Annotated in this window: 18 protein-coding genes, 1 riboswitch and 1 other annotated feature; of the genes, 6 read left to right on the top strand and 12 right to left on the bottom strand. The window is 29.5% G+C overall.

Features of this window, described 5'->3' with window-relative positions; translation table 11 throughout:
* Positions 1 to 10: 10 nt before the first annotated feature.
* Entirely contained in the window at positions 11 to 973 is a 963-nt protein-coding gene (locus tag B3B03_RS12880; protein WP_346877509.1) for an LCP family protein, read from the top strand.
* Positions 974 to 1,012: 39 nt separating this feature from the next.
* Here the strand turns inward: B3B03_RS12880 and B3B03_RS12875 are convergent, their stop codons facing one another.
* From B3B03_RS12875 to B3B03_RS12830, 10 genes are all read right to left on the bottom strand, one after another.
* A complete protein-coding gene (locus B3B03_RS12875; protein WP_346877508.1) occupies positions 1,013 to 2,746 on the bottom strand; it encodes a phospho-sugar mutase in 1,734 nt (577 codons plus the stop codon).
* A gap of 32 nt (positions 2,747 to 2,778) precedes the next feature.
* Positions 2,779 to 4,245 (bottom strand): lipopolysaccharide biosynthesis protein, encoded by a 1,467-nt coding sequence (locus B3B03_RS12870; protein ID WP_346877507.1) that lies wholly within the window; start codon positions 4,243 to 4,245, stop codon positions 2,779 to 2,781.
* Positions 4,246 to 4,256: 11 nt separating this feature from the next.
* Positions 4,257 to 4,997: an N-acetyltransferase gene (locus B3B03_RS12865; RefSeq protein ID WP_346846964.1), complete on the bottom strand. Its 741-nt coding sequence runs from the start codon at positions 4,995 to 4,997 to the stop codon at positions 4,257 to 4,259.
* 258 nt (positions 4,998 to 5,255) lie between these two features.
* Positions 5,256 to 5,486, bottom strand: coding sequence for a D-alanine--poly(phosphoribitol) ligase subunit DltC (gene dltC, locus B3B03_RS12860; protein WP_346846963.1), 231 nt, complete (start codon positions 5,484 to 5,486; stop codon positions 5,256 to 5,258).
* A gap of 87 nt (positions 5,487 to 5,573) precedes the next feature.
* Entirely contained in the window at positions 5,574 to 6,734 is a 1,161-nt protein-coding gene (dltB, locus tag B3B03_RS12855) for a D-alanyl-lipoteichoic acid biosynthesis protein DltB (protein WP_346877733.1), read from the bottom strand.
* Complete coding sequence (gene dltA / locus B3B03_RS12850; RefSeq protein WP_346877506.1) at positions 6,734 to 8,248, bottom strand: D-alanine--poly(phosphoribitol) ligase subunit DltA; 1,515 nt, start codon at positions 8,246 to 8,248, stop codon at positions 6,734 to 6,736. The genes dltB and dltA overlap by 1 nt, the downstream gene beginning before the upstream one ends.
* A gap of 19 nt (positions 8,249 to 8,267) precedes the next feature.
* On the bottom strand, positions 8,268 to 9,452 hold the full coding sequence (dltD, locus tag B3B03_RS12845; RefSeq protein ID WP_346846961.1) for a D-alanyl-lipoteichoic acid biosynthesis protein DltD: 1,185 nt from the start codon (positions 9,450 to 9,452) through the stop codon (positions 8,268 to 8,270).
* A 12-nt stretch (positions 9,453 to 9,464) separates the two neighbouring features.
* On the bottom strand, positions 9,465 to 9,608 hold the full coding sequence (locus B3B03_RS12840; RefSeq protein ID WP_346846960.1) for a hypothetical protein: 144 nt from the start codon (positions 9,606 to 9,608) through the stop codon (positions 9,465 to 9,467).
* Between the two features lie 242 nt (positions 9,609 to 9,850).
* Positions 9,851 to 11,404, bottom strand: a complete 1,554-nt coding sequence (locus B3B03_RS12835; RefSeq protein ID WP_346877505.1) for a cell wall-binding repeat-containing protein — start codon at positions 11,402 to 11,404, stop codon at positions 9,851 to 9,853.
* 145 nt (positions 11,405 to 11,549) lie between these two features.
* A complete protein-coding gene (locus B3B03_RS12830) occupies positions 11,550 to 11,876 on the bottom strand; it encodes a hypothetical protein (RefSeq protein WP_346846958.1) in 327 nt (108 codons plus the stop codon).
* Positions 11,877 to 12,252: 376 nt separating this feature from the next.
* Here B3B03_RS12830 and B3B03_RS12825 point away from each other — a divergent pair, with 376 nt between their 5' ends.
* Positions 12,253 to 13,743, top strand: a complete 1,491-nt coding sequence (locus B3B03_RS12825) for a 4Fe-4S dicluster domain-containing protein (RefSeq protein ID WP_346877504.1) — start codon at positions 12,253 to 12,255, stop codon at positions 13,741 to 13,743.
* A gap of 66 nt (positions 13,744 to 13,809) precedes the next feature.
* Here B3B03_RS12825 and B3B03_RS12820 read toward each other — a convergent pair whose 3' ends face one another.
* Together B3B03_RS12820 and ileS are read right to left on the bottom strand one after the other, a co-directional pair.
* Positions 13,810 to 14,805, bottom strand: a complete 996-nt coding sequence (locus B3B03_RS12820; RefSeq protein WP_035130868.1) for a LacI family DNA-binding transcriptional regulator — start codon at positions 14,803 to 14,805, stop codon at positions 13,810 to 13,812.
* 157 nt (positions 14,806 to 14,962) lie between these two features.
* Positions 14,963 to 18,064: an isoleucine--tRNA ligase gene (gene ileS, locus B3B03_RS12815; protein WP_346877503.1), complete on the bottom strand. Its 3,102-nt coding sequence runs from the start codon at positions 18,062 to 18,064 to the stop codon at positions 14,963 to 14,965.
* Between the two features lie 178 nt (positions 18,065 to 18,242).
* Positions 18,243 to 18,457: a binding site (T-box leader), on the bottom strand.
* Positions 18,458 to 18,720: 263 nt separating this feature from the next.
* On the opposite strand from ileS, the gene B3B03_RS12810 reads away from it, so the two are divergent.
* The 4 genes from B3B03_RS12810 to thiT all read left to right on the top strand — a co-directional run bounded on the left by B3B03_RS12810 (position 18,721) and on the right by thiT (position 22,610).
* Entirely contained in the window at positions 18,721 to 19,353 is a 633-nt protein-coding gene (locus B3B03_RS12810; protein WP_346877502.1) for an MBL fold metallo-hydrolase, read from the top strand.
* A 152-nt stretch (positions 19,354 to 19,505) separates the two neighbouring features.
* The gene (locus B3B03_RS12805) at positions 19,506 to 21,221 is read left to right on the top strand and encodes an SH3 domain-containing protein (protein WP_346877501.1); all 1,716 of its coding nucleotides are present in this window, start codon (positions 19,506 to 19,508) and stop codon (positions 21,219 to 21,221) included.
* A 200-nt stretch (positions 21,222 to 21,421) separates the two neighbouring features.
* Positions 21,422 to 21,622: a cold-shock protein gene (locus B3B03_RS12800; protein WP_346847425.1), complete on the top strand. Its 201-nt coding sequence runs from the start codon at positions 21,422 to 21,424 to the stop codon at positions 21,620 to 21,622.
* 139 nt (positions 21,623 to 21,761) lie between these two features.
* Positions 21,762 to 21,857, top strand: a riboswitch (TPP riboswitch).
* Positions 21,858 to 21,968: 111 nt separating this feature from the next.
* Positions 21,969 to 22,610, top strand: coding sequence for an energy-coupled thiamine transporter ThiT (gene thiT, locus B3B03_RS12795; protein WP_346846953.1), 642 nt, complete (start codon positions 21,969 to 21,971; stop codon positions 22,608 to 22,610).
* Positions 22,611 to 22,636: the final 26 nt, after the last annotated feature.

Below are 22,636 nucleotides of genomic sequence, written 5' to 3'. Positions count from 1 at the left end.
AGGAAAATTTATGAATAAAGATAAAAAAATAAAGTCTAAAAAAAAATCTAAAGGATTAACCACTGGCAAAAAGGTACTTATTATAATAGCAACGATCTTAATATTTTCCTTATCAGCTTTAGGTAGCTATTTACTATCTATGGTTGGTAAATTAAACAATGTTGGTTTAGATGATTCAGACTTAGGAATAGAAAAATCTAAGAATACATCCTCTAAAATTAAAAATATAGTTTTATTTGGTATTGACCAAACTGAGGGAGATATTGGACGTTCAGATGCAATAATAATTGCTACTGTTGATTCTCTTCATAAAAAATTAAAGTTAACCTCTATATCAAGAGATAGTTATGTTAATATAGAAGGTCATGGATATGATAAATTAAACCACGCTTATGCTTATGGTCAAGAGGAACTTGCTATAAAAACTATTAATAAAACCTTTGGTTTAGATATTACAGACTATGCAAAAGTTAATTTTAACAACCTTAAAGATATTATAGATACTTTAGGTGGCATAGATATTACTGTAGAAGATTCTGAACTAGGGGATTTAAACGGAGTAATTTCAACTTCTGGTAGACAACATGTAAATGGAACTCAAGCCTTAGCATACTCTAGAATAAGAAAAAATAGTGGTGGCGATGATAGTAGAACTGAAAGACAAAGAATGTTACTTACAGAAATATTTAACAAAGTATCTACTGTAGGCATTCTTAAATTACCTTCGATGGTTAATGATATATTACCTCATGTTCAAACTAGTCTTTCAACTTCTGAAGTTTTAAGTCTGGGAACTAAGGTATTAACCTCTGGAATCACTGATATAGAACAACTAAGATTCCCACTTGCAGAACATAGTAAAGGTGATAAAATAAACAATATATATTATACTACCTTTGATGAAGAAATTACAAAAGAACAAATACAAAAATATATATATGAAGATATAAAGCCAGAAACATCTTCTAATTAATAAGAGCTACATGGATTAAATTCCATGTAGCTCTTGCTTTTATTGTGGTAAAAACTCTTTTATACTATTTAAAACAGCATCTTCTAATTTTAATAAATTCCTATCTGAAACTTCATTGTTCTCCCCAGTTACACCTAAGTATATTTTCATCTTAGGTTCTGTTCCTGATGGTCTTACTACAAAATAGCATCCATTGTAGAAGATGAATTTAATAACATTTGACTTTGGTAAATTTATAACTTCTTTACTAGAATCTTCAACATTAATCCTATAACTTAGTTTATAGTCTTCCTTAACAGATATTTCATAATCTCCAAAACTTCTTATATTCTCACTTCTGAAATACTCAATTATCTCTTTAATTTTTTCTTGACCATCCTTACCTTTTAGCTCTATGGATATTAACTTTTCTTTATAATATCCATAACTTTCATATAGTTCTATTAATCCTTCATATAAAGTCTTACCTATGGATTTATAATAAAGAGTCATTTCACATATTAAAGCTGCTGCTATAACTGCATCCTTATCTCTAACGAAATCCCCTGCTAAATATCCATAACTTTCTTCAAATCCTAATAAGAATTTATTATTACATGGAGCTTTTTCAAAGTTTCCAATAAGCTCTCCTATATACTTAAACCCTGTTAGAACTTCCTTAATCTGAACGTGAAATTTCTTGCATATAGGTTTTATCATATCTGTGGAAACTATAGTTTTAATTATAGTGCCTTTAGAATCTAAATTTCTTGTTTCTCTTAAGGATGATACTATATAATTAGTTAATAATACTCCTACTTGATTACCCGTAAGAACTCTATACTCTCCTTTATTATCCTTCACCACAGCCCCTATTCTATCGCAATCAGGGTCTGTACCAAGAATTATATCAGGATCAAAATCCCTTGCCATTTCTAAAGCTAGCTTAAATACTTTACTATCCTCTGGATTTGGATATGGTGCTGTTGGGAAAGCTCCATCTGGTAGTTCTTGTTCCTTAACTACTGCTACATTCTTATAATACAGTTCATCTAGTACTCTTCTTACAGGAATATTGCCAGTACCATGAATAGGAGTATATATTATTTTGAGATCCTTACCATGATTTTTTACTAGCTCTTTTCTTATGGTAAGCTCCTTAACTCTTTCTATATATGAAGTATATATTTCTTCCCCTATATAGTTAACTATTTTTTTTTCAACTGCTTCCTTAGTATCCATTACTGTAACCTGAGCAAAGGAATCAATATTATTTACAAAGGTTATAATTTCATTAGCTGATTCATCTGTAACTTGACATCCATCATCACCATAGACTTTATATCCATTATACTCTTTAGGATTATGTGAAGCTGTTAATACTATACCACCTTGACAGTTTAACTCTCTTACAGCATAAGAAAGCATAGGGGTAGGAGTAAGCCTATCATATAAATATACTTTTATTCCATTACCAGCTAAAACCCTGGCAGCATACTCTGAAAACTCCTTAGACATATGACGAGAATCATACGCTATTGCAACCTTTGGAGAAGTATATTTATCGTTTAAATAATTAGCAAATCCTTGTGTTGCCTTTCCTACAGTATATATATTTAACCTATTACTCCCTGCTCCAATTATTCCTCTTAATCCTCCTGTTCCAAACTCTAGATCTTTATAAAATCTATCTTCTAGTTCAGTTTCATCAATAATGTTTTTTAATTCTGCTCTAGTTTCATCATCAATTTCAGGTGAATTAACCCATAAATTATATTTATCTCTATAATTCAATTATACCCCTCCCTATTATATATTTTACGTTCCTATACTTTTATTTTTTTGTCTTTAAATATCATATCTTTCATACTTTTAATAGTATTTCTATATAAGAATAAAACTATTAATATAACTATAACGCCAATAATTACTGTAATAATAGAAAATTCCATAAAACTTGAATGTAAAGCAAGAATTGATATAGCTAATATAGATTTTGAGGTTCTCCCTATACTATAATCTACCTTATAAAGTCTTCTAGATATTAAAGTTCTTGCATAATAAAATACTATATATGCAATTCCTGTAGAAATACCAGCCCCCTTAACTCCTAACATTGGTACCAAAATACTATTTCCTATAACGTTAAATAGACAAGCTATTGAAGCTATTATTATGTGATATTTAGGTTTCTTTTTAAAATTTATACCTCCTACTGATACCTCTGACATTGTGTATAATACAGGCATAAATACTAAAAATGGCATTATGTAAGATGCAGATCTATACTTATATCCTAAAAGCAATACAATTACATCTTTAAACAATATTAGACCGATTCCCACTCCAAACATAAAAAAACTAACTATATCATTGATATTTGAAAAAAACTTTGTATCCTCTGGAGCTTTTTCGTACTTTTCAAAAGCCACTGGTATCCAAAAGGTTGCAAATGATGTCTGTAATATGTTTAATATGGCTATTATACTATTAGCTGAGCTATATATTCCAACTTCATAATCACCGTAAAAAGCTTTTATTGCCATCTTATCAGCAGATTGGAATAACCATGTAACCAATACTGTAAAAATTAATGGTATTCCGTATTTTAAGATATCTAATTGGGAATTTTTAAGTTTTTTATCTTTAATGTTCTTAAAGTTCCAACTATCTCTCTCAGTAAATATAGATATACCTGCTACTACAACATTAGAAATCAAGGTTGCATAAGCAAGAGTTAAGAAACTATTATTATATATCATAAAGAACAATGCTATAGACATAAGATAACTAAGTTTTTGCATTACCTGTAGCATAGAATATAGTCTTCCCTTTTGCTTCATTCTTACTGTCAAAAGTGAAAATCTGCTTATAGAAGCTAAAGTTATATTTAATATAAGTAATATTATAAAATTTGGATTATATTCAGATATTATATACTTTGATATAGGAATTTTAAATATAATTATTATAATTGATATTAATATATTTAATAAAAAAGGAATCTTTATACTTTCAAATAATAATTTATTTCTATTTACTTCATCCTCTTCATAAAAAAATCTTACATAAGATTGGTCTAATCCACAGGTTATAATTAACATAAGTATACTAGCATATAAATTGAACATTCCAAACTTACCATATTCCACAGGGTCTATTATCCTAGTTATAATTGGAGATGATATAAGTCCTATGATTAATACTAGCCAATTCCCTACAGAGAAAGATATAAACTTTCCAAGTAAAGAATTCTTTTTTATACCACTTAATTTTAAATTTAAATTACTCATAATTTTTAAACCTACTGATTCTCTAGAAGTTGATCCCCTGGTACATCTCTTAAAACTTTTGCTGGACTTCCAACTACTACTTTTCTAGCTGGTACATCCTTTGTAACTAAAGACCCCGCTGCTGCAAATCCTTCCTCTTCTACAATCTTACCTGGAAGTACTACTGCTCCAGCTCCAAGTCTACCACCATTTTTAATTGTAATACCTTTGAACTTTCCAAATCTCTCCTTTGAACGGGCTGCATAATTATCATTCGAAGTTACAACACAAGGTGCTATAAATACATAATCCTCCACAGTAGAATATGCAGTTAAATATACATTAGTTTGAATCTTACAATTTGATCCCACAACGCAGAAGTTTTCTACAGTTGAGCCTCTTCCTATAACTGTTTTTTCTCCTATAGTTACATTTTCTCTTATAGTTGCCATGTCTGCAATTAATGTTTTATCTCCTATGATTGCTCCTCTATAAATTATAGTAGTAGCACCGATTAAACACCCTTCTCCTATGGTGCAGTTTGGTAACTTCTCTTCATCTTTAAATATACTGTTTATTCCCCTCATCGGAGTTTTACCTATAACAGTATTATCATCTATCCTAACATTATCTTTTATTATAGTATCCTCATGAATAACTACATTATGACCAATAATGCAGTTATCTCCTATAGTAACGTTATCTTCAATAACTGTAAATTTTCCTACCTTAACATTGGTACCAATGGTGGCTTTTTCCGATATATAATTCATAAATTACACTTCCTTTTTTTCTTTTAATTGATTTATATTGTCTTATGAATCATAAGCTTTGATACAAATCCATATATAACCTATTATGCACTCTATTTCTTATTCCTATCTAACAGATATATTATATCCTATTTCACAATTATGTTCTATAAAAATAAAACTCATCTCTATTTATATAAATAGAGAATGCTAAGATATTTTAATATACATTAACATTCTCTACTTATAAAACCTTTATATTTATGTTGATATTTTATATTAAACTCTACTACTTAGAAATGCACTCAAATTATTAGTAGTAGCCATATCTTTTCTTTCTAAATCTGTTGGTTGAAGCTTAATACCAAATACCTCTTCTATTTTTAGTAACACTTCTATAATTCCTAATGAATCTAATAATCCAGCCTCAAATAAATCTAAGTCTAAATCCTCTCTTATTTCATCAGTTCCAGTTACTTCTTCAAATATGTCTAATACCTTTTCTTTCATTTAATTTTCCTCCTAAAACTTAATTTATCTAATTTTATTATACATTCTATATATTATATATTTATCAATATTATTAAATTTTTATCTTTATTTATGAGTAAATAAGTACCCTGAGAATAACAATAATCCAAAAGAAGCTACATGGAAATTAATTAAAACCTGAACTCTTTGAAACCATTTCTCTTTTTTATATTTTTTATAAAACTTAGATTTTCTTTGTAATATATCTGTAAGTACCAAAACACTACCTTGATATATTCCATATATTATATAGAATACTTCTAATCCATGCCAAACTCCCATTATAAGCATAGTTATCATTTGAGCAAAATGAGATGCCCTAAATCTATCTTTAAATCTTTTCTTTCTCATAGAGTTTAAAAGAATTCTAGAGTATAGATAATCTCCAAACCACCTTGAAAGAGATATATGCCATCTTGTCCAAAACTCCTTCATATCCTTACTAAGAAATGGTTTGTCAAAATTCTCTGGTGTTTTAATACCAATAATATAGCTTGTACCCACTGCGAAAGAGCTATATCCCGCAAAATCAAAGAATAAATATAAACTATAAGCATACATATAGTTCAAACTATTTAAGAATGTTATATCCGTTGGAATTTTACTCATCCATAGAGTATTTATAATATACGCTATTACAAACTTATATCCTACTCCCCTAATTATTCTTTTCAATCCTTCAAATAAGTAATTATTTATATAATCCTCTTTCTCTATTTTAGTATTTATATTTTCTTCAAACCTTCTATACCTATCAATGGGACCTGAACTTAATGTTGGGAAAAATATAATAAAATATACTAAAGTAGAAAACTTAATTCCTTTTATAGTCCCATCATATATCTCTATAATTATCTGTATAGCCTTAAAGTTCAAATAAGATAATCCAATAAATCCTATAGGCCCATAGATTGATTTAACTGATACCTTTGTTATTATTATTGGTAACATTGATAAAAATAGTACTAAGTAATATATAAATTTATTATCTGTTCTATCCCGTATCTCTAAGTATGAATTGATTAATATGATTTCTCCTAGTAAAAACATTATAAATAATACAATTCCTACTGACTTTACTCCTATAATCACTCCTACCATAAATATGGATAATAATATACCATAGGGTTTTATATTCTTGCCCTTTATACCCAAGACTATAGCTGGAATAAGTGATAATAATAGTATATACAGATAGAAATAATCTCCATACTGTGTTAACTTTATCATTTTATTTCCTCCATAAGTCTTTTTCTATCTATTTTCCCATTAGTATTTATAGGGAATTGTTTTATTATCTTAATATTTCTCGGAATCATATAAGATGGTATATACTGCTTTAATTCATCTTTTATTAATATAGAGTTTCTAAGATTACTTAATCCGTTATCTTCATTTAATGTAACTGCACCCATTACATGAGATATCTTGTCATCCTTATATATAGGAAATACTGCACAGTTATTAACAATATTTACTCTTCTTAAATTATTTTCTATGTCTTCAAGCTCTATTCTAAATCCATTTAGTTTTATTTGGAAATCCTTTCTTCCGCAATAATAAATCATATTACCATCATAGTAAGCTAAATCTCCAGTTCTATAACCTCTAAGTAGTTTACCTTCTATATCTTCGTTGAAAAATACCTTTTTAGTAATTTCCTCATTCTTAAAATATCCCTTACTTATGCTATTTCCAATAGCTAGTAATTCTCCTTTTTCTCCTTCTGTCACAGTATTACCATTTTCATCTACAATTTTAAGAATAGCACCCTCCATTGGATATCCTATTGGTATTTCTCTACTATCTTCAATCATTTCTTCATTTACATCAACTGCTGATAATAATACTGTTCCCTCAGTTGGACCATATCCATTTATTATCCTAGCTCCAGGAAATCTTAACATAAGTTCTCTTACTAGCTTCTTAGATAATACCTCTCCAGCAAATACGAATGTGTTTAGTTTAGGCATTAATTCCTTATTAAAATTACTGTCTTTAATACATATTTCAGCCAATGCAGGTGTAGAAACCCATATCTTTATGTTTGAAGTCTTTAAAGCATTAAATAATCGTTTAAAGTCCTCTAGTGTATCTTTTGATAAGCTAAATAATGTTTTACCACAAATCAACCCTAAATAAATTGGTATTACTGATACATCAAATGAATAAGATACTTGATTCATAATCACATCATTCTCTTTATTTATTTTAAGAAATTTTTCAAACCAATTTGTAAAAGAGTCTATATTATTTTTAGTTATCTGCACTCCTTTTGGTAAGCCTGTACTACCTGATGTAAATAATATATAGGCATTCTCATTTTCTTTTAGCCAATTATCCGGAGATACTATAGCTCCCTTATATCTTTTTATTTCTGTTAACATTTCTTCTTTACTAAAAACATTATCATTATCTATAAGACTATTTGTAAAATTTACTATAACTTTAGGATTCACCTCGTTTATTACCTGATTAACTCTTTCTATAGGAAACGTTACATCCAAAGGAACATATGCTCTACCAGATTTCAATGCTCCTACAATTAATACTAGTATAAGATTATCCTTATTACCGTAAATAACAATAGGTGACTTATCATCTCTATACTTTTCTATCATGTATGCTGCAAATTCATCAGAAAGCTTGTCTAGCTCTTCATATGTAAGTTTTTCTTCATCGCAAATAACTGCCATTTTTTTATCTATTGAATACTCTCTTATTTTAAGTAATAAATTCACTTTTGTTACCACCTTTATATTAATCTTTAAAATGATTACTCATTTCTTCTGATACATTTAGCCAGCCTTTCCATCCTAAATGCATTACATCAGTTAAATAATACTTTTCATATTCATGCTTTTGTAAGTTTAATACATCAAAATTATTATCTTTAGCTATACTTTCTAATTTATTATAAAACTGTGTTCTTTCCTCCTCTAAAATTCCTGTATAATCATAATACCAACCATTTACATTCATTAAAATTATATATGGTTTAATGCCTAAATCCTTACATACACTTAGTAGAAACTTAAAATCTTCAAATTCTGCTGAATCTAAAATATCTATATCTTTATATGCATTTTTAAGACTAGACTCTTTATCTTTTAAATATTTATTGTAATATTCATCAGATGCATTAAACATATTATTAGAAACCTTCTCCATACCCTGGCTCTCAGCAATTTTATACTGCTCCTTAAAGTCTATTGATTTTACAGTATTAACATTAGATTTGTCTGGTAGTGATTTCATCTCTTTTAAAAGAGCAATCTTATCTCTAGTTTCAAGTAACTTCTGTTTTGTTTTAAAATAAGGTAGAAGACAATTATATTTTACTTTATCAATGAAAGTTTCTCCTATAAATAATTCTGCATAGACTCTCTCCTCTTGATATATATCAGAGTCTTTTAACAAAGTAGCAACTCTCTTTGCTAAATATGTTTTATTTTCCTTTGATATTTTAGGATTATTTAGAAACTGATAGAATTGCAAATCAGAAAATAATGGAATAAATTTTTCACTACCTATGCCATCCTTATTCCAAAACCATTGTAGCGAAGCTACCAATGCTACCTTAGAATTATTATAATTGTCACCTCCACCTAGCATAATTGCATGTTGAAGATCTTGAACATGTGCACTTCCAAATATACTTATGTCATATTTACTATCATTAAACGGAAATAAGTTAACAGGATTTTGTGGAACAGGATTGTTTAATTCTGATGATCCCAATAGCATTAAATCATTGTTTTCTAAAGATATATCTCTAAATTCAACTCCATTTTTCTTAATATCTCCACCATAAGCATGCTTAATGGTTGCTAAATCTTTACTACTTTTTAATTGTTCAATTTCTCTGTTTACTATTAAATTAAATATAGAAATAAATATTATTGCTACTATTATTGGTATAACTATAATAAATGATTTTTTCATAACTTCCTCCTACTAGAACTGATTATAAATAAATGGTATTTCCTTAGCTTCTTGAAGTACATAAAGTAAATACGCGCTAATTAAGAATAAAGTTAACATAATCATTGCTAAGATCTCACCTTTATTTAATTTATACTTCTTAAAAAATTTCTTCATATTATCTACCACCTAATTTCCTATTTTATATGAATATATAAAATTATATTTTAATCAAGAATTATAAGTAATGTGTTTATCTAATTCCTTAAAACAATTTTACATACTTAGTATTTTACTACAATATATATAATATAATCAATATAATGTATTATTTTATAACTTTTAATAAATAAGATTTATTAACTTTATTAACAATATAAAAATTGACCTAAGACTAACTATCTTAAGCCAATTCTTAACTATATCCCAGATTCATGAATATATGACGGTACTTTTGGATTAGATGTTAATCTTATAAATAATTTACTTACCGATTTATAACCTATCCCTTCTCTTATCATATCTTTATTATCTAATTTATACTCACTACATGCATTAAGAACTTTTTTCTTTTCTTCATTATTATCTGCAACACTTTCTATTAATTGATGTCTTGAAATTCCTGAGATTTTATCCTCTCTAGCTAAAAATCTACAATCTTTTATAAGTCCATTTACATACAAACTGTTAACTGTATTTCCTGTAGCTATGTGTTGCAGATGGGTTTCATATTTATAACTATGGGTAATGTGTGTTACATTTTTAAAGGTATTTTCAAAATACAATACAGTATCTTTTAAAAGTTCGTTATTTATTTTATCTTCTGGTTGATTTAGAAATACTACATTTTCTAATTTTACCCCTAAGCTACCTATTGCTGCTTTAAATTCATTGTATCTTAAATTTACCTTCTGCTCATGTGTAAGACCCTTGTATCTTTCGTAATTAAATACGTTAGATCCACTTCCATCTGTAACTAGAACCATATAAACATTGTTACTTCCTACAGACTTTATAGCATCTATTACAGTGCTTCCCCCAAAAATAGTTTCATCATCTTGATGTTGCACATAGAATACCACTTTATCTCCGTATAAATAACTCTTAGCACGACTTATAGCAATATCACTTATATTTCCTAAAACAGTAGCACTGTTAGCACCTGCAATTATACTCTTATCCGAATCATCCGAAACTAAAACTACAGGTTCCTTTAATACTGAAGCTGTTAATGCATCAACTAATACATGGGACTTGCTTAAATTAACATGACTTTTATCGTGGAAAAATTGATTAATAACATTCCTATTAGTATCAAATCTATCTATTCCATCAACTCTAGTAGAAAAACTATTAAAATTAGCGCTCATAACTCCAGTACCACCTATAGAGTAAGCTTGTACATTTTTTCTATACTTAGTTGAATTACCATCTGTTAAGATTACAGGATTACCTTTCCTTGCTGCTACTGGTGCTATACTCATAGCATCAGCTTCTCCATTAATTCCATTTACATAATATATTTCTTCTATATCATTTATTTCTTCAATTTTATTTGCTATTAAAATAGATGTATCATATCTATCTTTTCCACCAATCCTTATAGCCTTTTTACCCATCTCGGTTATCTTTGACTCTATATTGGAGGAAATTACGCCCTTTCCACCTACAATGTATACAGTACTTGCTTTTTTCAGCCTGTTAAGCGTTACTTCTGGTAGGCTATTGGATTGAGTCAGTAAGATTGGAGAGTTTACTGCACCACTTAACCCACTAGCAGAAAGTCCGTCTGCTAATGAATTTCCATTAACTAAAATAACAGAAGAATATTGCATTTTAGATGCAATAATAGATGCTGTTTCATACCTATCTATACCACAAATATAGTCCATATCTATTCCATATGCACTCATTATATTGAATGTTAACAATATAAATAAACAACCTAATATCTTTGTCCAACATCTTATCATATCAACTTCCTCCAAATATCGATAAATTATCAGTATAATACTATTATTATATCATATATTTACAAGTTACATCATAATTTTCCTATATTGACTTGTTTCATTTAAACAAAGAGCAAAACATAATAAATATATTTTGCTCTTTCCTTTATGCTATTTCTTCATTACTATATTTATTATTCTCTTCAAATCTGAATTGCCCATAAGCAAATCCTTTAAACATATCAAAAGTTAAATCATTAACTTTCTGATCTTCTTCAATCCAATTAGTAAATAATTTAAATGGTTCTTCACTAAAATATTTTGAATTTACTCTTGGGAATCCTTCTAATAGATTAAATCCTTCTTCCATAGCCCTTTTCACTTCTTCTAGATTATATCTAAAGTAGTATCTATGGTCACTATTTAAAATCTCCCCTATTACAAAACTATTGTTCTCTTCACTTTTCCATATAAGATTAATTTTATTACTCATTATAATCTCCTCCTTCTCTCAGTCTTCTTATAGTTAAAATATTTTCTTCATCATAAAATTTTATTATAATCCTTTTAATACCACGTTAAAATATCTTCTTTATTAATTCTATGTTTTTATTATTATATTTATTTCATTTATTTCTATTTTAAATAAAATAAATTTCATGGGTATAAATACTTAATTTTTTAACCAATAATTAAACCTTTATTAGTATATAACTATGTGACCCTAATTTCAAATATATTTATCATCACTATTATATTTTTACCAAATTTTATTTTTCAATGCTTAACCTATTGCATAAAAATTAAATGATGCTATAATTAGTTTTGGTTAAAAAATTAACAATGTTATGAAATTAGGAGGGATTTTATTGTTTACTTTTGATACATCGTTAAAAAAGATTAAGCATGAGGTTCTAAAACAAATTGTCCTTTTATCTATTAATGATAATCTAAATACCAAAGAAATATTCAATATTCATAAATTTATAGTTGATAAAGATACTCCTGCATATAGATGCTGTATTTTCAAAGAGCGTGCCATAGTAAATCAAAGAGCTAAACTGGCTGCTGGATATATGCCTATAGGGGATGAATATAGTGATCTTATTGATATTAAAAATAACGAACAAATTATGTACGTCATAGAGGCTGCTTGTGATAGATGCCCCATAGACAAATATACAGTTACAGAGGCTTGTAGAGGTTGTATTACTCATAAATGTAAGGAAGTATGTCCTGCTAATGCCATGATGACTGTAGGTGGTAAATCATATATAAATCAAGAGTTATGTAAAGAATGTGGACTTTGTAAGAAAATTTGCCCTTACAATGCTATATCCGAAGTTCGTCGTCCTTGTAAAACTTCATGTCCAACTGGAGCTCTCAAGGTAGATGAAATCACTAGACGTGCTATTATTAATGAAGATGACTGTATTCAATGTGGAGCTTGTATGACAGCTTGTCCTTTTGGTGCTATATCTGATAAAAGTCTTGTAGCTCCTGTATCTAAAAAATTATATCAGAAAAAGCACAACATGATTGCAATCGTTGCCCCATCAATTTCAGGTCAAATGGGCAATAATGTTTCAATAGGTCAAATTAAATCTTCATTGAAAGCTATTGGATTTTCTGATGTGTTTGAAGCATCTTGTGGTGCAGATATGGTAACAATGCACGAAGCTAATGAATTTGTAGAGAGAATGGAAAATGGACAAAATTATATGACTAATTCTTGTTGTCCAGGCTTCTTTAGCTACATTGAGAAAAAGTTTCCTACTGAGGTTTCTCACATCTCCAATACGGTATCTCCAATGATTGCAATGGGACGTGCTATAAAAAATGAAACTCCTGATGCTAAAATAGTATTTATCGGTCCATGTACAGCTAAGAAAGCTGAAGCTAAAAGACCGGATGTAGCTGGAGTTATTGACTACGTGCTAACCTTTGAAGAGCTTTGTGCTATATTAGATGCTTTCAATACCAATCCTGAAAACTGCAGTGAAGAGACCCTTGAAGATGGCTCAACTTTAGGTAGGGGCTTTGGTATGGCTGGTGGACTTACTGCTGCTATAGAAAATTATGTTGGCACAGAAAATATTAATATAGAATTTAAACCAGTAAAAGTTTCAGGTTCTACAGAAATAAAAAAAGCTTTAAACATGGCAAAAACAAATAAACTACAAGGTAATTTTATTGAAGGAATGATGTGTAATGGTGGATGTATAAATGGTGCTGGAGTCTTTTCAGATCCTATGACCACTAAGGGAACCTTTATTAAAGAAGGTAAAAGTTCATCTATAAAAAATGTATCTGATAATAAGGCTAATAAACTTATGGGGAAAGTATCCTTAGATAGATAAACAATAAAAAAGTGGATTTTAAAATCCACTTTTTTATTGTTTAAATTATTTTATATTTAATTCTATTTATTTCTTACAAGAATCTCTTTCAACTATGTTATATGGTAATCTATAATAAGTCTCTTCAACTGGAATTTTATTTACAAGCTTTATAAGAAGTCTCATTCCCACAGAGCCCATATCGTATAGGGGACGAGAAACTGTAGTAAGCTTAGGATAAAATACTCCTGATAATGCTATATTATCAAAGCCTATAACATTTATATCTTCTGGTACCCTAATTCCTTTTTCTCTTAAAGCATTTATAACTCCAAGAGCTGATTGATCACTTCCACATAAAACTGCATCAACCTTATTATCTTTTATAATATGAGTGATTCCTTCAAAGCCGTCCTCATATTTTAAACTTCCAAGATAAACTAGTTTTTCATTGAAACAATTCTCTTCATCCATGGCGTCTTTATAGCCATGATACATCTTTTTATATTCAGTAGCATTCTCTTTAATGTATCCTATATATGCTATGTTTTTATTATTTTTTGAGAATAAATAATTTACAGCATCATAGGCAGCAGTATAACTATCTATACCTACACTAGGAACATCCCCTTCATCATCCATAGCACCTATTGATACTACAGGAGTGCCAACAGATTTTATAGCTGCCTTTATCTCTTTATCTAGACGGTCTCCCATATATATTATACCGTCTACCATCTTCTCTCTTAATATATTAAAACTTTCTTTTTCTCTACTCTTGTCTAGATCAGTATTACATAACATTATATTATAATTATAAATACTTGCTAAGTCCTCTGCCCCTCTTACAATCTCAGGGTAAAGGGAATTTGATATATCTGGTATTATTATACCAATTGTGCTTGACCTTTGAGTCTTTAAGCTTCTTGCTAAAATATTTGGTCTATAATCTAACTTGTCTATTGCATCTAGAACTCTTTGCTTTGTCTCTTGATTAACTACATCTATATCATTTAGTACTCTTGAAACTGTTGCAATAGAAACATTTGCTTCTTTTGCTACATCTTTAATTGACGCTGCCACTATATATCACCTCTCTTATTATTCTGCATATTTTTTAATACATATATACCTTATTTATACTATAAAGTAAAGTATAATTATAAAGTTTAGATGGAGCAATCTATTATCATATTAACTCCATCTAAACTACTTAATATTTTAATTTAACATATTATTACTAAACTCTTTCTACATGTAACAATAACTTTTCACCATTAATTTTAACTTCATTTATAGCCTTATCACTATTATAGGCTACGGTTAATGCTAATGTATCTTTCTTTATTTGATTTTCAAACTTTCTTATTACATTCTCTAAGACTTCATTTCCAGCAAAGTATAAGTTTATCTTGTCTGAAACTTCAAATCCTGTTTCTTTTCTCATGTTTTGTATTTTGCTTAGAACTTCTCTTATGTGACCTTCTTCTCTAAGTTCTTCTGAAATATTTGTATCTAATACTACACCTATTTCACCTTCTCCAGCAAAAGCAAATCCTTCTAAGCCCTGCATTGTTACAAGTAGATTTTCTTTATTTAACTCTATTTCAGTTCCATCTACATTTATTGTAACCACATTACCATTATTTACTCTTTGTGCAAGATCCATTTGATTCATTGAGGCTATACCTTTTCTGATTCCTGGAATCATTTTTCCGTAAGCCTTTCCTAGTACTGGAAGATTAGGTTTTATTTCAAAGTTAACATATTTAGAAAGGTCTGATCCTAGTTCTACTTGTTTAATATTAAGCTCATCCTTAACTATGTCTCCATAATATTCTGGAAGTGAGTCTACAGATACAAGCATTTTTCCAAGTGGCTGTCTATTCTTAATATTAGCCCCATTTCTTGCACTTCTTCCAAGCTTAACTATCTTATACGCCTTATCCATTTCATCTTCTAATACCGCATCTACATCAGCTTTAACGTATTCTGGCCATTTACATAGGTGAACACTCTCTTCTGCATCCTTATCAAAAGCAACAACAAGATTTTGATATAACTCTTCAGTTATAAATGGTATAAACGGTGCAGCTATTTTAGAGAATGATACAAGTACTCTATATAAAGTCATGTAAGCACCTATCTTATCCTCTGTAAGCTCTTCACCCCAGAATCTTGCTCTGTTTCTTCTAACATACCAGTTAGATAATTCATCTACAAAATCTTCTAGTTCTTTAGCTCCTTGAGTTATTCTGTAGTTTTCTAAATGCTCATCTATATTTTTAACTAATGTATTCAGTTTAGACATCATCCATTTATCCATTACATTTTCTGATTTAAAATCTTTATAATCTATTGGATTAAAATTGTCTAATTCTGCATATAGAACATAGAATGAATACACATTCCATAGAGTTCCTATAAATTTTCTTTGAGCTTCTATAACAGCCTCTTCATAGAATCTTGATGGAAGCCATGGTGCACTACCAGTATAGAAATACCATCTTAAAGCATCTGCGCCTTCATTTTCAAGTACTGTAAATGGACTAAGTACATTTCCTTTATGTTTAGACATCTTAAGTCCATCTTTGTCTAAAACGTGTCCTAGTACTATACAATTTTCAAAAGGATTATTCTCAAACACAGTTGTAGAAATAGCAAGAAGTGTATAGAACCATCCTCTTGTTTGGTCTACAGCTTCAGAAATAAACTGTGCTGGGAAGTTTGCTTCAAATAGTTCTTTATTTTCAAAAGGATAGTGATATTGAGCAAATGGCATTGAACCTGAGTCAAACCAACAGTCTATAACTTCTTCAACCCTTGTCATTTCTTTTTGACAGTGTGGACAAGTAACCTTAACCCTATCAATATATGGCTTATGAAGCTCTATCCCCTCTGGTACACTTACACCTTTTTCCTTAAGTTCTTCAACACTTCCTATTAACTCTCTGTGTCCACATTCACATTCCCAAATTGGAAGTGGAGTACCCCAATATCTATTTCTAGAAATTCCCCAGTCAATTACATTCTCAAGGAATTTACCCATTCTACCTGTTTTTACATTGTCAGGCATCCAATTTATTTTATTATTATTTTGAATAAGTTGATCCCTTACTGAAGACATTCTTACAAACCAACTTTCTCTTGGATAATAAAGAAGTGGCGTATCGCATCTCCAGCAATGTGGATATGAGTGTGTAAACTTCTCACTTTTATAAAGAATATTATTTTCTTTTAAATAAGCTAAAATCTTCTCATCTGCTTTTTTTACAAATATTCCAGCCCAAGGAGTTACTGCTGGAACAAAGTTACCTTCCCCATCTACTAGATTAATCATAGGAAGACCATATTTCTTTCCTAATTGATTATCGTCATCTCCATAAGCAGGTGCTATATGAACTATTCCAGTACCATCTGTTAATGTTACAAAGTCTCCATGAACTATATAAAATGCTTTTTCTTCAGGCACTTCGAACTTAAACATTTGCTCATATTCTTTTCCAAGCAATGTTTCTCCTTTAAATTCAGATACTACTTCATATTCGCCTCGAAGTTTGTTTAAAAGAGTTCTTGAAAGAATTAGATATTGACCTTCATGTAAAACTTCTACATAATCATAAGATTTATTAACAGCAAGAGCAACGTTACTTGGTAATGTCCAAGGAGTTGTTGTCCATACTAATACATATTTGTCCTCATCTTTTAGTTTAAATTTTACATAAGCTGAGCTATCCTTTACATCTTTATATCCCTGTGCTACTTCGTGAGATGATAAGGTAGTTCCACATCTTGGGCAATAAGGCATTACTTTGTGTCCTTTATATAATAAATCCTTATTCCACATTTGCTTTAAAGCCCACCATACTGATTCTATATAATCATTGTGATAAGTTACATATGGATTTTCCATGTCAACCCAGTAACCAAGCCTTTCAGACATTTCTCTCCACATTTCAACGTAAGAGAATACACTATCTTTACATTGAGTAACAAATTCTTCTACTCCATACTTTTCAATCTCAGGTTTTCCTGAAATTCCAAGTTTCTTTTCAATTTCAAGTTCTACTGGAAGACCATGAGTATCCCATCCAGCTTTTCTTAAAACCTTATAACCTTTCATAACTTTATATCTTGGGATTATATCTTTCATAACTCTAGTTATAACGTGACCTATGTGTGGTTTACCATTAGCTGTTGGTGGACCATCATAGAACGTAAAATATTCACCTTCATCATTTAAGTCGAAGTTCTTTTGTATTACGTCTTTTTCTTCCCAAAGCTTTAACATATCTTTCTCAATGTCCATAAAAGACTTTGAGTTATCAATTTTCTTATACATATATTTTTCCTCCTTACATAGTTTATCTGTACCATTTCTGGTTAATCTCATGGAATCATTTAAATATTGTTAAGTAATTATAAGGTAAAATTAATTTAATAGTATCTAGCCTTAATTTTATCCATAGCATTAATTAATTAATCTCATATATCATGGATAAAAATTAAAACTCCGCCCTACTAAGGACGAAGTTACTTCGCTATACCACCTACAGTGTTAATAATTTCGGATACTAACATATCCTATTCCTTAACGCAGAAATACGGAAAAACTTACTAAATTTCAGTTCTCAGCTCCTAGGTGATCTTCCTCTAATTATTCACTATGGGTTTTCACCTACCCCCACTCTCTTTAAGCTACCTTTTAGAGTACTGTCCTATTCTCAGCTTTTATATGTACTATGTTGTAAATTAATTTTACATCTATTATATTATATAAAAATTTTAATGTAAAGGGCTTTATTTCTAATAACATACTAAAATATTATTTAATCTATTACAATTGCATCTACTCTTATTATTGTAGTCATCTTATTATTGTAGTCTTCTTATTAAATTAAAATGTTCTTTTTACATACTAAAGCATAAATTAAGCAAAGCTGTTAATAATTAAAATAGACTAAATAGTTAACTTTACTTAATTAGGAGGTACTAACTATGGTAATTACTTGGTTTGGACATTCTTGCTTTCTACTTGAAAATTCTCATGGAGAAAAGATACTTATGGATCCTTTTAATAAATGTTTAGGTGGAACGCCCTATAAAGGTTCTGTAGATATAGTTACCATCAGTCATGACCATTTTGATCATAACTATACGGATTTAATAAACCCTGGTGCAATTATTATAAACACACCTTGCTCATATGAAAGCTCTTCTATTAAAATTCAAGGCTTTCCATCTTATCATGACAATATAAAGGGAGCTAAACGCGGTGATAATATAATTTATTTAATAGAAACGGATAACTTAAAACTATGTCATTTAGGCGATCTTGGACATATGCTAACAGCTGAAGAATTAGATTTATTAGGTACTGTAGATATACTCTTCATCCCAGTAGGGAGTAATTTTACCATTGCTCCTGAAATTGCTGCCACTCTTTGCAATAAAATCCAAAGTAAATTAGTAATTCCAATGCATTATAAAGTTCCACATATAGATTTTCCTGTTCATGGAATAGAAAATTTCATATCTTTTATGAAAAATGCTGTGAATATAAAATCTCATACATTAACTATAAACCCACCTTTAGAAGGTGTAAATTTAGTTAAAATTTTTGAACTCTAATCTTAAAACTAGATTAGAGTTCTATTCAATTAAAAAAATATAAATGTATTTGATGTTATTTGTTGTTATATATCATTTTTTACCTTATAATTTAAGTAATAATATGAAATATATTCTATGGGGAAATATTATTGAGAAAGGACTGTTAATTAATGAATGATAAAGCATTGAAAGTTTTATGTACACTTGCAACGGGTACAGCCATTGCTACTTCTATGCAAGTTATAGCTATAGCTGATCCAGCTCAAACTTCGAATTCTTCATACAACTCTACAGTTACAGGAACTATAACTGCAGATGTATTAAATATAAGATCAAATCATAATACTAGTAGTAACATTATTGGTAAAATAAATTATAATACTAAAGTATCAATTCTAGAGATAGCAAATGGATGGTATAAAATTAAATATAATAACACTACTGGTTGGATTTCTGGAGAATATGTAAAGCTAGATAGTAATTCTAATACAGTACAAGCATCTAAAACTGGAATTGTTACTGCTACTGCCTTAAATGTTCGTTCTGCAGGTAATACTAGCAGTAGAATTATTGGATCTCTTTCTAAAAATGCCAAAGTGCAAATAATATCTACTAGCAATGGTTGGCATAAAATTAAATATAATAATACTACTGGTTTCGTTAGTGCTGAGTACATTAATACTTCTTCAAGTAATTCAAACTCAGGTAATGGTAATACTAATAATAACAATAGTAACTCTTCTGATAGTACCGTTAAATCTAATGGTATCGTTAATGCAGATGCTCTAAATGTTCGTTCTGGAGCAAGCACTAGTAATAAAATTATTGGTTCCCTTCGTAAAAATGCTACAGTACAAATAATATCTACTAGTAATGGTTGGCACAAAATTAAGTATAATAATGCTATTGGCTTTGTCAGCGCTGAATATATTACCATTTCTTCAAATAATTCTGGTAATAATAACTCAAGTAGCGGAAACAATAATTCCTCTAACAACAATACCGTTATATCTACAGGCATTGTTAAAGCAGATGCTTTAAATGTTCGTTCTGGTGCAAATACTAGCTCTAAGATAGTTGGTACTCTATATAAAAATTCTAAAGTTGAAATATTATCTACTAGTAACGGTTGGCACAAAATTAAATTTAAAAGTGGTACGGCCTTTGTAAGTTCAGAATTTATATCAAACAATAATAATACTGAAACTACTCCTGGTACCGTTACCCCACCTGAGACGACTCCACCTTCTCACACTGTGGAAGGTAAAGTTGCAATTGTTAATGCTGATGCTTTAAATGTTCGTTCTGGTGCTAGTACTAGTTATAGTATAGTTACTACAGTAAGATATGGTAGTAAGCTACCTATAATTTCTTATACTAATGGTTGGTATAATGTTAAGGTAGGTAATACTAATGGATATATTAGCGGTGACTATGTAACCATAGCTGATGAAAATCAATCATCAAATCCCATAGTAAAGGAAACTCCTCTTATACAAAGTAGTTATACTGGAGAAGATATAGTTGCTAAAGCTGAAGAATATCTTGGAGTTCCATACCTTTGGGGTGGATTTACCCCTGTAGGCTTTGATTGTTCTGGTCTTGTTCAATATGTGTACAAGCAACTAGGAATATGCCTAGAAAGATCTACATACTATCAAGTACATCAAGGTATCGTCGTTGATGGTAAGGATTTAAAACCTGGAGATTTAATTTTCTTTACTACTAACGATGATGATCCTAATGATATATCTCACGTAGGAATCTATAAAGGTAATGATTTATTTATCCAAGCTCCTCAACCTGGTGATTGCGTAAGAGTTTCTAATTTAAATTCTGCTTATTATAGTAATAGATATTATGTTGCTAAACGTATAATAAAATAGTATAAAAAGTTTCAAATTGAGAACACTATAGTTAATATCTAAGAAGTTAGATATGGTCAAATATTTTGAAAGGAGATTCCGTGCTTATCTTAATAATATTAAGATTTGATGCCCTCGAGTACACGACCAACAGGAGTAGCACCGCAAAACTGAGTATGTTGAAAAGGGTGCAACTATTTAAGTTGCTTAACGGAGATTATATGGAAGTAGGAACAGTAAAATGGTTTAATAGTGAAAAAGGGTTTGGATTTATATCTATGGAAGGTCATGAAGATGTATTTGTACATTTCTCTGCTGTAACGGGAGATGGCTATAAGGTCCTTGATGAAGGACAAAAAGTTCAATTTGAAATAGTTAGTGGGGATAGAGGCCCTCAAGCAGCAAATGTTACAAAATTATAGATATATATTTTAAAGAAATATGTATTATTCATCATTTTAGAGACACGATTTAAATTCGTGGTCTCTATTTTTATTCGGTTTATATAGGGCTCTATTGAACTATAAAACTATGTATGCTATTATGAAAATATAAAATAATATATTGTGCTAGGGGTGCTCCGGCTGAGAAATGATTTTTCATTACCCTTTACCTGACCTAGATAATGCTAGCGTAGGGAAGCGATTAATAAGCTTAAGTTAATGCTTAGTTATTTAGCCGTGTTCTTACGAACATGGCTTTTTTTCAGAGTATAACTTCTGCTTTAACATTAGTCCTTAGCACTACTTAATTTAAGGAGGACTCTTTATGAATATCTTAGAAAATATGAAAAATATTCTAGCTAGTTGGACAACTCTTGCCACCTTACTTGGTGTCCTAATTCTATTATGTGTGTTTATAAAAGTTAAACACATCAAGTTTACTTCTAGGTTAACAACTCATATAGCTTTAGCAGTTGCCATGTCGGTAATTCTTCAATTTTTCAAATTTTTTGAATTTCCTTTAGGTGGAAGTGCAACTCTTGCTAGTATGCTACCTATAATTATAATATCTTTAATTTATGGACCTACTATAGGAATGTTCACTGGCTTTGTGTATGGTATATTAAACTTCGTTATAGGGCCTACATATATTCTTCACCCCATTCAAGTTCTTTTTGACTATACTCTGCCTTTTATGGCAATTGGACTTTCAGGATTTTTTAAGAAAAATAAATATTTAGCTATAATAGTTGCTTTCTTTGCACGATTTACATTCCATTACATAGCTGGAATAATTTTTTGGGGAAGTTATGCTGCTAAATATAACTTAACTCCAGCAGTATATTCACTAGTATATAATGGTACTTATATTCTTATAGATTGTATAATTTGCATAGCTGTATGCTCAGTTATAAATTTAAATAGTCTTACAAAAAGATTAGCTCCTTATACTAATAATTCTATATAAAATAATTTAAAAAGGATATAGCATGA

The organism is Clostridium sp. UBA5712 (assembly GCF_002419845.1).
Classification (GTDB): Bacteria; Bacillota; Clostridia; order Clostridiales; family Clostridiaceae; genus Clostridium_J; species Clostridium_J sulfidigenes.
Note: the sequence above shows the minus strand (reverse complement) of the source record. Positions and strands in the feature narration are given on the sequence as shown.

Excerpts from the sequence above, each read along its gene's own strand:
- B3B03_RS12800 (WP_346847425.1), top strand. The coding sequence starts at position 21,422 with ATGGAAGTAGGAACAGTAAAATGGTTTAATAGTGAAAAAGGGTTTGGA.
- B3B03_RS12805 (WP_346877501.1), top strand. The coding sequence starts at position 19,506 with ATGAATGATAAAGCATTGAAAGTTTTATGTACACTTGCAACGGGTACA.
- B3B03_RS12830 (WP_346846958.1), bottom strand. The coding sequence starts at position 11,876 with ATGAGTAATAAAATTAATCTTATATGGAAAAGTGAAGAGAACAATAGT.
- B3B03_RS12810 (WP_346877502.1), top strand. The coding sequence starts at position 18,721 with ATGGTAATTACTTGGTTTGGACATTCTTGCTTTCTACTTGAAAATTCT.
- dltC (WP_346846963.1), bottom strand. The coding sequence starts at position 5,486 with ATGAAAGAAAAGGTATTAGACATATTTGAAGAAGTAACTGGAACTGAT.
- B3B03_RS12865 (WP_346846964.1), bottom strand. The coding sequence starts at position 4,997 with ATGAATTATATATCGGAAAAAGCCACCATTGGTACCAATGTTAAGGTA.
- B3B03_RS12870 (WP_346877507.1), bottom strand. The coding sequence starts at position 4,245 with ATGAGTAATTTAAATTTAAAATTAAGTGGTATAAAAAAGAATTCTTTA.
- B3B03_RS12835 (WP_346877505.1), bottom strand. The coding sequence starts at position 11,404 with ATGATAAGATGTTGGACAAAGATATTAGGTTGTTTATTTATATTGTTA.
- B3B03_RS12840 (WP_346846960.1), bottom strand. The coding sequence starts at position 9,608 with ATGAAGAAATTTTTTAAGAAGTATAAATTAAATAAAGGTGAGATCTTA.
- ileS (WP_346877503.1), bottom strand. The coding sequence starts at position 18,064 with ATGTATAAGAAAATTGATAACTCAAAGTCTTTTATGGACATTGAGAAA.
- B3B03_RS12880 (WP_346877509.1), top strand. The coding sequence starts at position 11 with ATGAATAAAGATAAAAAAATAAAGTCTAAAAAAAAATCTAAAGGATTA.
- dltD (WP_346846961.1), bottom strand. The coding sequence starts at position 9,452 with ATGAAAAAATCATTTATTATAGTTATACCAATAATAGTAGCAATAATA.
- thiT (WP_346846953.1), top strand. The coding sequence starts at position 21,969 with ATGAATATCTTAGAAAATATGAAAAATATTCTAGCTAGTTGGACAACT.